This window comes from Salinispora cortesiana (genome assembly GCF_000484695.1).
Lineage (GTDB): Bacteria > Actinomycetota > Actinomycetes > Mycobacteriales > Micromonosporaceae > Micromonospora > Micromonospora cortesiana.
This window is the reverse complement of the sequence record NZ_AXVR01000012.1, coordinates 1-11,782: the sequence shown is the minus strand read 5'-3', so window position 1 is coordinate 11,782 and position 11,782 is coordinate 1. Positions and strand designations below refer to the sequence as shown.

The 11,782-nt window shown below is 72.6% G+C and carries 6 protein-coding genes; 4 read left to right on the top strand and 2 right to left on the bottom strand.

The features are described from left to right. The first annotated feature begins 4 nt into the window (after positions 1-4). Genes K228_RS0107955 through purE form a run of 3 tightly spaced genes read left to right on the top strand, consistent with a single transcriptional unit; the run spans position 5 to position 3,817 of the window. A complete protein-coding gene (locus tag K228_RS0107955; protein WP_025617955.1) occupies positions 5-2,089 on the top strand; it encodes a thioredoxin domain-containing protein in 2,085 nt (694 codons plus the stop codon). A gap of 58 nt (positions 2,090-2,147) precedes the next feature. Then, positions 2,148-3,329 carry a 5-(carboxyamino)imidazole ribonucleotide synthase gene (locus K228_RS0107950; RefSeq protein WP_025617954.1) on the top strand — a complete coding sequence of 394 codons (1,182 nt, stop codon included), beginning with the start codon at positions 2,148-2,150 and terminating at the stop codon, positions 3,327-3,329. After that, a complete protein-coding gene (gene purE / locus K228_RS0107945; RefSeq protein WP_025617953.1) occupies positions 3,326-3,817 on the top strand; it encodes a 5-(carboxyamino)imidazole ribonucleotide mutase in 492 nt (163 codons plus the stop codon). The genes K228_RS0107950 and purE overlap by 4 nt, the downstream gene beginning before the upstream one ends. Positions 3,818-3,877: 60 nt before the next feature. On the opposite strand, the gene K228_RS0107940 is transcribed toward purE, so the two are convergent. Both K228_RS0107940 and K228_RS0107935 read right to left on the bottom strand, forming a co-directional pair. Further along, complete coding sequence (locus tag K228_RS0107940; protein WP_025617952.1) at positions 3,878-8,779, bottom strand: SCO7613 C-terminal domain-containing membrane protein; 4,902 nt, start codon at positions 8,777-8,779, stop codon at positions 3,878-3,880. A 124-nt stretch (positions 8,780-8,903) separates the two neighbouring features. Then, the gene (locus K228_RS0107935; RefSeq protein ID WP_025617951.1) at positions 8,904-10,331 is read right to left on the bottom strand and encodes a UDP-glucose dehydrogenase family protein; all 1,428 of its coding nucleotides are present in this window, start codon (positions 10,329-10,331) and stop codon (positions 8,904-8,906) included. A 248-nt stretch (positions 10,332-10,579) separates the two neighbouring features. Here K228_RS0107935 and K228_RS0107930 point away from each other — a divergent pair, with 248 nt between their 5' ends. Further along, positions 10,580-11,743, top strand: a complete 1,164-nt coding sequence (locus K228_RS0107930) for an acyl-CoA dehydrogenase family protein (RefSeq protein ID WP_025617950.1) — start codon at positions 10,580-10,582, stop codon at positions 11,741-11,743. Positions 11,744-11,782: the final 39 nt, after the last annotated feature.

Sequence of the window (11,782 nt, the reverse complement as noted above, 5' to 3'; positions counted from 1 at the left end):
TCCCGTGAACCGACTCGCGGACGCCACCAGCCCGTACCTGCTCCAGCACAAGGACAACCCGGTCGACTGGTGGCCGTGGTGCGCGGAGGCGTTCGCCGAGGCCCGCCGGCGGGACGTTCCGATCATGATCTCGGTCGGTTACGCCGCCTGCCACTGGTGTCACGTTATGGCGCACGAGTCCTTCGCCGACGAGCAGGTTGCCGCGCTGTTGAACGAGGGCTTCGTAGCGATCAAAGTGGACCGCGAGGAGCGTCCGGACATCGATGCCGTCTACATGACGGCGACCCAGGCCATGACCGGGCAGGGCGGCTGGCCCATGACCGTCTTCGCCGCCCCGGACGGAACCCCGTTCTTCTGCGGCACCTACTTCCCGAAGCCCAACTTCCTCCGGCTGCTCCAGTCGGTCACCACCGCCTGGCGGGACCAGCGCAGCGCCGTGCTCCAGCAGGGTGCCGCGGTCGTCGAGGCGATTGGCGGTGCCCAGGCGGTCGGGGGTCCGTCCGCCCCGTTCACCGCCGAGCTGCTCGACGCCGCCGCCGACCGGCTCGGTACGGAGTACGACGAGACGAACGGTGGGTTCGGCGGGGCGCCGAAGTTCCCGCCGCACCTGAGCCTGCTCTTCCTGCTGCGGCAGCACCAGCGCACCGGCGACCAGCGGAGCCTGGAGATCGTCCGACACACCGCGGAGGCGATGGCCCGGGGCGGCCTGTACGACCAACTCGCCGGGGGCTTCGCCCGCTACTGCGTGGATGGGCAGTGGGTGGTGCCGCACTTCGAGAAGATGCTCTACGACAACGCCCTGCTGCTGCGGGTCTACACCCATCTGTGGCGGCTGACCGGTGACCCGATGGCCCGTCGCGTGGCCCGGGACACGGCCCGCTTCCTCGCCGACGAGCTGCACCGTCCGGGTGAGGGGTTTGCCTCCGCGCTGGACGCCGACGCCGCCGGGGTGGAGGGGCTGACCTACGTCTGGACCCCCGCCCAACTCGTCGCGGCCCTGGGTGAGCAGGACGGCCCGTGGGCCGCCGACCTGTTCGCGGTCACCGAGCAGGGCTCGTTCACCCCCCACGCTGCCGCGTCGGCCGGGGCGGCAGCCGCCGGGCAGTCGGCCAGCGTGCTTCGGCTGGCCCGGGATGTTGACGATGCGGCGCCGGAGGTGCAGTCCCGCTGGCAGGAGATCGTGCACCGGTTGCTGATGGTCCGCGACACCCGCCCGCAACCGGCCCGCGACGACAAGGTGGTAGCTGCCTGGAACGGGCTCGCGATCACCGCGATCGCCGAGTTCCAGCAGGTCGTAGCCAGCTTTGCGGAGGAGGCTCCGGGGCCGGACGCCAACCTGATGGAGGGCGTGACGATCGTCGCCGACGGCGCCATGCGGGACGCGGCCGAGCACCTGGCAAAAGTGCACCTCGTGGCTGGGCGGCTGCGGCGAACCTCGCGAGACGGCCGGGTCGGGGAGGCCGCCGGAGTCCTGGAGGACTACGGCTGCGTGGCCGAGGCTTTCTGCGCGATGCACCAGCTGACCGGTGAGGGACGGTGGCTGACCTTGGCGGGGCAGCTCCTGGACGTAGCGCTGGAGCGGTTCGCCGCACCGCAGGGCAGCTTCTTCGACACCGCTGATGACGCGGAGCGTCTGGTCAGCCGGCCCGCGGACCCCACCGACAACGCCACCCCCTCCGGCCGGTCGGCGATCGTCGCCGCGCTGATCGCGTACGCGGCGTTGACCGGCGAGACCCGCTACCGGGAGGCGGCGGAGGCGGCGCTGGCCACCGTGGCGCCGCTCGTCGCCGCACACGCCCGCTTCACCGGGTACGCGGCCACCGCCGGAGCGGCGCTACTCGCCGGCCCGTACGAGATCGCGGTGGCTACTACCGATCCGGCCGGTGAGCCGTTGGTGCATGCGGCGCATCGGCATGCCCCGCCCGGTGCCGTGGTGGTGGCGGGGCAGCCGGACCAGCCCGGGGTGCCGCTACTCGCCGGTCGGCAGATGGTCAACGGGCAGGCCACCGCATACGTCTGTCGGGGCTTTGTCTGCGACCGGCCGGCTACCGCGGTTGACGACCTGGTGGCGCAGCTGACGGGCCGGTAGGCGGGCGGTGGGCCCGGGTGGCGGGCTGGCTGTGCTGGCCGGATACGCTGACCGGGTTATGGATTCCCACACCGGTCTGCCCGTTGTCGGCATGGTGGGTGGCGGCCAACTGGCCCGGATGACCCATCAGGCCGCGATCGCCCTCGGCCAGTCGCTGCGGGTGCTCGCGCTCGCCCCCGAGGATGGTGCCGCCCTGGTGGCCGCCGACGTGCAGTACGGCGAGCACACCGATCTCGCGGTGCTGCGCACCTTCGCCAAGGGCTGCGACGTGGTCACCTTCGACCACGAACATGTTCCCACCGAGCACATCGAGGCCCTCACCGGCGAGGGCGTCAAGCTCTTTCCGCCGGCCGAGGCGCTGGTGCACGCCCAGGACAAGCGGGTTATGCGGGAACGTCTCGCGACGCTGGGTCTGCCAAATCCAGCCTGGCGGCCGGTCGAGACCCCGGCCGACCTCGAATCCTTCGGTGCCGCCGTGGGCTGGCCGGTGGTGCTCAAGGCGGCCCGGGGCGGCTATGACGGCCGGGGCGTGTGGCTGGTTGCGGACGCCGCTGAGGCAGCCGAACGATCGGCCACGTTGCTGGGCACCGGGATGCGCCTGATCGCCGAGGAGCGGGTGGCGCTGCGCCGGGAGCTGGCCGTGCAGGTGGCCCGTTCCCCGTTCGGGCAGGTCGCCGCATACCCGGTGGTCGAGACCGTGCAGCGGGACGGGATCTGCGTCGAGGTCCTGGCCCCCGCACCGGAGTTGCCGGAGGAGCTGGCGGTCGGTGCGCAGCAGCTCGCCATCGACCTCGCCACCGAGCTCGGCGTGGTGGGCCTGCTCGCCGTCGAGTTGTTCGAGGTGGCCGACCCGGCCGAGGCGACGGGCAGCCGCCTCGTGGTCAACGAGTTGGCGATGCGGCCGCACAACTCTGGGCACTGGACAATCGAGGGGGCCCGGACCTCGCAGTTCGAGCAGCACCTGCGGGCGGTGCTCGACTATCCGATGGGGGACACGTCGTTGGCCGCGCCGGTGGTGGTGATGGCGAACGTGCTGGGCGGTGAGCCGGGCGGCATCTCCATTGACGAGCGCCTGCACCACCTCTTCGCCGCTGAGCCGGGTGCGAAGGTGCACCTGTACGGCAAGCAGGTGCGCCCAGGTCGCAAGATCGGCCATGTCACCGTACTTGGCGACAACCTGGACGAGGTACGTAACCGGGCGGCGCGGGCTGCCCGTTGGCTGCGGGAGGGGCACGGATGAGTACGGTCGGGCTGATCATGGGCAGCGATTCGGACTGGCCGACGATGCGGGCCGCCGCCGAGACGCTGGACGAGTTCGGGGTCGCGTACGAGGTCGAGGTGATCTCGGCGCACCGGACGCCGGTCCGCATGATCGAGTATGGCCGCGACGCCGCTGACCGTGGCCTAAAGGCGATCATCGCCGGGGCGGGGGGTTCGGCACACCTGCCGGGCATGGTCGCCTCGGTCACCCCACTGCCGGTGATCGGGGTGCCGGTGCCCCTGAAGTATCTGGACGGGATGGATTCACTGCTCTCCATCGTGCAGATGCCCGCCGGCGTGCCGGTGGCCACCGTCTCGATTGGCAATGCCCGCAACGCCGGCCTGCTCGCGGTCCGGATCCTTGGCGTCGAGGACCGGGCGTTGCTCGACCGGATGACGGCGTACCAATCCAGCCTGGAGCAGGTGGTCGCGGAGAAGGACGCGGCCCTGCGCGCCTCGCTGAGCTGAGCCGAGCTGAGCCCTGCCAGGCCGGGCCGGGCCGGGCCGGCTGAGCCCTGCCGCCGTCGGCTAGCGCATGCCGCGCAGGGCGGTCTGGAGGCGTTCCTGGGCCCGACGGCGACGTTCGTTGCTGGCCCCGAGGACCAGCAGGAGGAGACCGGCGGGGATCAGCAGCAGCCACGGCCCGAGACTGAACAGCGCGTGGATCGCCGTGATCGCGGTGGCCGTGGCCCCCACAATCACCGGTGCCTGCTGCTGCCGTAGTGAGCCGAAGACCAGCACCGCGACCGCCCCGAGCAGCAGCAGCACCCGGCGCAGCATGCTGCTCTCGGTGGCCAGCACGATCGCCAGGGTCGGAGCGAAGGCGGTCACCAGGGCCGGCCCGTACGCCACCCAGCTGCTGAGCTCGGAGCGTTGGCGCAGCTCCAGGACACCGACGAGCAGGGCCAGCGCAGCGAACGGCAGGGTGTAGGCCTCGGCCAGCGCCACGTCCGCCACCCACATGAGAATCCACCACGCGGTGACCTCGCAGCTCACCACCGTCCAGAAGAGGATCCGTCGCTCGATGTGGCGGCGGCCCGGTCGGGCCGCCGCCACGCCGAGGATGGCGCCCCCGGCGGCGAGCAGGGCCGCGATGTGCCGGGGTGAGTCGTAGGCCAGCGCCAGGGCGATCAGCGCGGCGGCGAAGCCGCTCCACTCCACCGTGGCCGCCTCCCGCCCTGCCTCGGGGCGACGCAGGCGCGGCAGGGTGGCCGCGAAGACCTGGAGGGCCGCCCCGACGGCCAGGACGCCGAACGCCGACCAGCGGGCGCTCAGACCGGCAACCAGACCGGTGGTGAGCACGAAGAGTTGCGCCATCAGGGCTGCGAACAGCCAGCCGAGGATGCGGGCGTGCCCGGTGGCACCGAAGAGCGCAGCAACCGTGCCGACGCCCACCGCGCCGCCGAGCGTGACCAGGGTCAGGTTCTCTGCGGCCAGGCTGCCGGCCAGTCCCGCGCTGCCGGCGGCGAGGCCGATGCCGAAGACGAGCACTCGGGCCAGCCGGAGCGAGCGTGCTCGCTCCACCAGGGTGGGCGGCGGCGTGAGCGCGAGTCCGAGCATGGCGAGGGTGAACACGGTGAGCCCGGCGAGCGTGCTCGCCGGCCAGGCGAGATCCAGCGCCACGGGCGTGATCAGCAGGGTCACCGCCGCGCCCGGCAGGATGACCGGCACCGCGCGACTGCGCCGACCGCCACTGAACCCGACAGCAGCCAGCGCGGCGGCGGCGGTCAGCAGCAGCGCGGTGAGTACGTGCGTCGGGTCCGCCGCCGCGGGTGCGGGCAGGAGTAGCTCCGGCGGCGGGCCCTGCCAGGTGCCGCCGAGGGTTCGGTGTGGCTCGACCAGCGCCATCTGTAGCGCCGGTGCGAGCGAGACCAGGGCCAGTACCGTGGGCAGGGTCGCCGCGGCGAGCGCACCGGCGGCCGGGTCTACCCGCCACTTGCGGGTACCGGGCCCGGCAGAGCGGCCCAAGGTGCCCCCCAGGGCTACTCGCCATCGGCGAGTCGGTGCCGCGAGTCCGGCCGGTGGCTCGGTGGCGGCGCGGCTCAGCTCGGCCAGGACACCGATCAGGGCAGCCGCAGCGGCGTACACCCCGACCTGCAGGCCGGCGGGGATGGCGGCGAGGGAACTCACCGTGGCGCCGCCGACCAGCGCGGCGCTGGCCCAGGGCAGGTACTGCGGAACCCGGCGTCGGGCAGACGCCACGGCGGCCAGGCTCAGGCCGGAGGTGGCCAGGGCGGCGATCAGCACCACCTGCGGTGAGTGCCCGAACTCGGCAGCCAGGGCGGCCACCGCGCCGGGTAGGGCGAGGAGTGTGGCCCCGGTCGCGGCACCACCGATCCGGCTCGGGTGGGGCGGTGGCCCCTCGGCATCCGGATCGGTGTCCAGCGGCGGGGAGAGGACGCGAGCGAAGGTCGCCACGGCGACACCGATCAGCGCGATGCCGCCGAGGGCCAGCGCCGTTGTCCACGGCCGGACCAGCCCGGCGCCGGCGACATGCAGCGCCAGCACGCCGGCCACGATGGCCCGGGAGAACGCGGCTCGGGCCTCCACCGACGCCACCGAGGCCAGGCCGTACCCGGTCGCCACCAGCGAACCCACCAGCACCGGCGACCACCATGGCAGCGCGAATGCGGCCGGTGCGCCGATGGCGGCCAGGACCAGGGCCGCGCCGGAGATGTCGTGCTGCCAGGGTGGCGGCAACAGGACCGCGGCGGCTGTCGCCAGCAGCGCCAGCGCGACCGGAGCCTGCCAGGTGGCGCCGCCGATCGGGGCGGCCGGCCAGGTGCTCAGGTCGCCGGCCCAGATTGGACCGGAGGTGAGGAGGACGCCGACGCCCCCGCGGAGCGCCATCGCGCCGGTCAGCAGTCCGACCAGCCCGCCGCCCAGGGCCAGGCCGAGGATTGGACCTCGCCGCCACGGTTGCGGGAGAGCACGGGTGGCCACGGCCACGACCAGCAGCAGCCCGGCCGCGACCGCCAGCTGCGCACCCGGCGCAAGGACAGCGGCGATCCGAACCAGGGTGGCGACCAGCGCGGCGGTCACCGCGGCCCCGGCCAGGTCGGAGCCGTCCAGGAGGAGGTCGGAGCGGCGACGGGCGTCGAAGGAGGGCGCGAAGAACAGGAGCACTGCGGCGACCAGCAGCAGCGCGCCTACCCAGGCGTCGGCGGCGGTGGTGGCGGGTGCCGCGAACGAGGCCGCGGCGACGGCCAGGGCGCCCAGTACCGTCCCCGTCGCCAGCGGCATCGGGAGATGCCGGTGCGACACCTGCACGAGTGCGGCGTAACCGAGTGTGACGCAGACCGCGAGGAAGCTCGCCGCCAGCAGCGCGACGGTCACCTCCCGCAGCGCGGTGGCGGACTCCGCCGGACCGGCGGCGACGACCGCTGCCACCGTGCCGGGCAGGGCGAAGGCCGCCCCGCCCGCGGCCCAGCCGGAGAGGAGGTCCGCTCCAGTAGCGGCGGCCCGGAGCCGGGGTGCGGCCGCCACCAGCACCCCCGCCAGAAAGAGGATGAGCAGGACGGCGGCGGTCAACGACGGCCGGGCCAGCCCGGCTCCGGCACCGAACACCCCCACCCCGGCGGCGGCTACGGCGTGCGCCCGCGCCGCACGTTCGGTCCGCGCCGACAACCCGGCCACCCCGATCCCGACCGCCGCCACCACCATCGGCCACGGCGCGGCAGCCCAGCCAAGCCCGAACGAGGTGGGGACGGCGAGCGCGGTCAGCGCGGCACCCAACACCGCGAACTCCCGGCGGATCCCCGGCGGTAGGGCGACCACAGCGGCCACGGTCAGCAGCAGCGCGCTGGCGGCGAGTTGGCTGGCGGCGGGGGTACCCATCGCGGCGAGCTCGGCTGGGTAGCGGTCGAGGTCGGCGGCCCACGCCGGGAGGGCGGCTCGGAGCGGGGCCACTCCGGCTCGCAGGGCGCCGGTGGCGACGACGCCGCCGCTGATGGTCAACGCGATGGCGGAGGCGAACTGCGGGCCGCGCCGTAGGACAGCCGGCACCGCGCGTACGACCAGCCCGGTGAGCGCGATGACGGCAGTGATCAGGAGTAGTGCCTGGTCTGGTGCCGCCACCCAGGCGAGCCGGCTCGACGCGCCGATCACGGCGAGGGTGAGCAGGCCGGTGCCGAGCTCGGGAAATGGGGCACGGCGGGTCGCCAGCATCCCCGCGCCGGCAACAGTGGCGGCGAGGAGGAGGGCGACTCCCGCCCCGACCGTTGCTGGCACGGCGGTCGCCCGCAGCAGCGCGGTGCTGGCGTAGCCGAGGGCAGCCAGTGCGGCGGCGCCGTAGAGGATGAAGATCAACTCGCGGAGCCCGGGCACCGGGCGGACAGCGGAGTCGTCCCCACCGAGCACCTCCTCGGGCGCTGCCCCGCCGTCGGTTGGTTGGTCCTCCCCCGAACGCTGGCGCGGGGCGACGGGGGTGGCCGGAGGCCGTTCCGGGCCGGTCTGCCCCCCAGCCGTGGTCGGAGGGGTCGGGGGCGCTCCGGGCAGGTCCCGGCGGACCGGTCGGGCCCTTGTGACCGCGGAGCCGGCCAGCGAGAAGTTCAGGACGGCCACGAGGGCCAGCACCACCGCCCAGCCCGCCGCAGTGCTGATTCGGTCGTAGGCGAGCAGCGGCAGGATCGGCTGGAGGGCCAGCACCGTGGCGAACCGTGGTGCGCGGAGTCCGGTCCAGCCGCCGTACGCCAGGGCAACCCCGGCGGTGACCGCGAATACGGCTCCGGCGAACACCGCCCTGGAGGCGTCGTCGGCGCTGGTCACGGACCAGAGCGCGTACCCGGCCAGCGGCACCAGGAGGAGGCCGACGGCGGAGATGGTCTCGGCGGTGGAGGTGAGCCCCCGCCGGGCCAGCACTGGCGGGGCGAGCAGCATCAGGACCGTCGCGAGGCAGAGCACACCCAGCCGGGCGAGGGCATCCAGGGAGCTGGTGGCGACCGCGGCGAAGACCACCGCGGCGACGCCGAGCAGCAGCGCGCCGAGCCCGAGGGGAATGTTCTGTACCTCGCGGCTGGAGGCCTCCGGCGGATGCTCGGGGTTGTCGGCGTCGAGCCAGACGGCGGTCGGCGGTTCCTCCGGCCCGGGCGGGGTGCCCTGCCCGGGCACCCGGGGCGGTGCGCCGGGGGGAGCGGTCGGTGGCCGTCGGTCCGGCCGGCGACGCAGCACGCGCCGGGGCCGGGTGGCCTGTTTGACGTTCTCCTCACCAGCATGCGCGAGGATGTCCCGCTGGAAGAGGGCAGCCTGCATCTTGGCGGCGATTTTTCGCTGTTCGCCGGCGATCTCGGCGTCCCGCGCCTTCATCTCCGCGATCGATCGCTCGATCTCCGCGAGGTGTTCGAGCCGTTGCGGCTGTTGTGCGCCGCAGTGCGGGCAGCGGGCAGCCGGCTTCAACTCCCGGCCGCACGAGGAGCACTGAAAGCTCACCACGACACCCTCCAGCCGCACTGTGGACCCTACTGTCGCAGCATGCCCAATGCTGGCGTGGATTTCGACAGTTGTCGGCGGGTCCAGGGTGTGGCGCCCTGCTCCGCGGAGCGCGGCCGGCGACGGGCTACGGTCGGCCCATACCGCGGTACTCCCAACCAGCCTGCGTCCACAGTGTCGAATCGAGGCAGTTGCGGCCGTCAACCACCCGGCGGCCGGCGACCAGGGCGCCGAGCGCGACCGGGTCGGCGTTGCGGAAGTCAGCCCACTCGGTCAGGACGCAGACCAGGTCGGCGTCGGACACCGCCTCGTTGATGCCCGGCTCGTAGGTCAGCTCGGGCGCCGCGGTGCGGGCGCGCTCCATCCCTTCTGGGTCGTAGATGTGCACGTCCGCGCCGGCCTTGTGCAGGAGCGTTGCCACGGCGAGGGCCGGCGCGTCGCGGACGTCGTCGGTGTTGGGCTTGAAGGTCGCACCGAGCACGCCGATTCGGATGCCGGAGAGATCGGGGCCAGCCGGGCCGGTGCGCCGGTCGAGTAGGTCGGCGGCGAGTTGGACCACCCGGGTCCGACGGCGCAGGTTGATCAGGTCGACTTCGTGCAGGAAGCGCAGCGCCTCGCCAGCGCCCAGTTCCTGGGCCCGGGCCTGGAATGCGCGGATGTCCTTGGGCAGGCAGGCCCCACCGAAGCCGAGGCCGGCCTGGAGGAATCGGTTGCCGATTCGGGGGTCGAAGCCAATCGCCCGGGCCAGGTGGGTTACGTCGCCGCCAGCGGCCTCGCAGACCTCCGCCATCGCGTTGATGAACGAGATCTTGGTCGCCAGGAAGGCGTTCGCGGCGACCTTCACCAGCTCGGCGGTGGCGAAGTCGGTGACCACCATCGGCACCTCGCGGTCCTCCGTGGCAGCCAGGTCGAAGACGCCCTTGTGCGCGGCGTAGAGCATCCCGTTGGCCCATTCGCTCTTGACGCCGACCACGATCCGGTTCGGGCGGAGCACGTCGTCAACGGCGAAGCCTTCCTGGAGGAACTCGGGGCTCCAGGCGACCTCAATGCCGAGGTCAGCGGGTGTGTGCTTGCTCACCAGTTGCTCTACCCACTCCGCGGTGCCGACCGGCACCGTGGACTTGCCGACGATCAGCGCCGGGCGGGTCAACTGCTGCGCCAGGCTGGTGACAGCTGCCTCGACGTACGACAGGTCCGCCCCCAGCGCGTCGGTCTGCTGCGGGGTGCCGACGCAGATGAAGTGCACGTCCCCGAACTCGGCGACCTCGGCCATGTCGGTGCTGAAACGCAGCCGCCCGGCGGCCAGGTTGCGCTTGAGTAGCTCGTCCAGGCCGGGCTCGTGGATCGGCACCTCACCCGCGTTGAGCATGGCGATCTTGTCGGCGTCCACGTCGAAGCCGAGCACCTCGTAGCCCAGCTCGGCGTAGCAGATGGCGTAGGTCGCGCCAAGGTAGCCGGTGCCGAGGAAGGTCACCCGGGGGCGAGGGGCGCCGGACGGCGGGGTCACCGCCCCGATCGGAGGTACGGGCTGGGTGTTCGGATAGGGGATCGTCACGCCTGTCTTCTCCGCTCGCACTGGCGCCGCTCGTGGCGTCGCTGCCGACCGCGGCGCCTGCCAGGGCACCGAAGGTGGGTTGTTCGGTTGTTTGACCATGCTCCCGCGCGGGCTGGTCAGTGCGGCACGTCGTAGCCTACGCGGCGGTAACATCGCCCGATCCCGTTTCGCTATCCTTCAGTCTGCGCGGTCCGCGGTCAGATGACGCTACAGACTGCGCATGATAGCGGTGAAGAGGAGGGGCCGACATGGCCGCAGAGCAGGCGTTCGACGGCTACCGATTGACGGATGAGCAGCAGGCGGTCCGGGAGGCGGTCCGGGAGGTCTGTGCGGCGAAGGTGGCACCGCACGCCGCGGAGGCGGACGAGACCGGTGAGTTCCCGAAGGCATCCTTCGACGCATTGCGGGCGGCTGACTTTCACGCTCCGCACATCCCCGTCGAGTACGGCGGCGCCGGTGCGGATGCCCTCGCCACAGCCATCGTGATCGAGGAGGTGGCGCGTGCCTGTGCCTCCTCCTCGCTGATTCCGGCGGTCAACAAGCTGGGCACCATGCCGCTGATTCTGGCCGGGTCCGCGGAGCTCCGGCGGAAGTACCTGACCCAGGTGGCGGCCGGCGACGCGATGTTCTCGTACTGCCTGTCCGAGCCGGAGGCGGGCAGCGACGCCGCCGCGATGACCACTCGGGCCGTCCGAGACGGCGACGACTGGGTGCTCAACGGCGTCAAGCGGTGGATCACCAACGCCGGGGTGTCCGAGTTCTACACGGTCTTCGCCGTGACCGACCCGGCCGCCCGGAGCCGGGGTATCTCCGCCTTCGTGGTCGAGAAGTCCGACCCGGGGGTGAGTTTCGGCGCACCGGAGAAGAAGTTGGGGATCAAGGGCTCACCGACCCGTGAGGTCTACCTGGACGGCGTCCGCCTCCCCGCCGACCGCATGATCGGTGCGGAGGGCACCGGCTTCGCCACCGCTATGCAGACCCTGGACCACACCCGGGTCACCATCGCCGCGCAGGCGGTGGGCATCGCGCAGGGCGCGCTCGACTATGCCAAGGGGTACGTGCAGGAGCGTCAGCAGTTCGGCAAGCCGGTCGCCGACTTCCAGGGCATCCAGTTCATGCTCGCGGACATGGGCATGAAGTTGGAGGCGGCGCGGCAGCTGACCTACGCCGCGGCCGGCAGGTCCGAGCGGGGAGACGCGGACCTGACCTACTTCGGCGCGGCGGCCAAGTGCTTCGCCTCCGATGCCGCCATGGAGATCACCACCGACGCCGTGCAGTTGCTCGGCGGTTACGGCTACACCCGGGACTACCCGGTCGAGCGGATGATGCGCGACGCGAAGATCACCCAGATCTACGAAGGCACCAACCAGGTGCAGCGCATCGTCATGGCGCGGCAGCTGTTGAAGGGCTGACCGCCCGCCGGTGGCCCCCAGATCCAAGGCACCAACCAG

Excerpts from the sequence above, each read along its gene's own strand:
- K228_RS0107950 (WP_025617954.1), top strand. The coding sequence starts at position 2,148 with ATGGATTCCCACACCGGTCTGCCCGTTGTCGGCATGGTGGGTGGCGGC.
- purE (WP_025617953.1), top strand. The coding sequence starts at position 3,326 with ATGAGTACGGTCGGGCTGATCATGGGCAGCGATTCGGACTGGCCGACG.
- K228_RS0107930 (WP_025617950.1), top strand. The coding sequence starts at position 10,580 with ATGGCCGCAGAGCAGGCGTTCGACGGCTACCGATTGACGGATGAGCAG.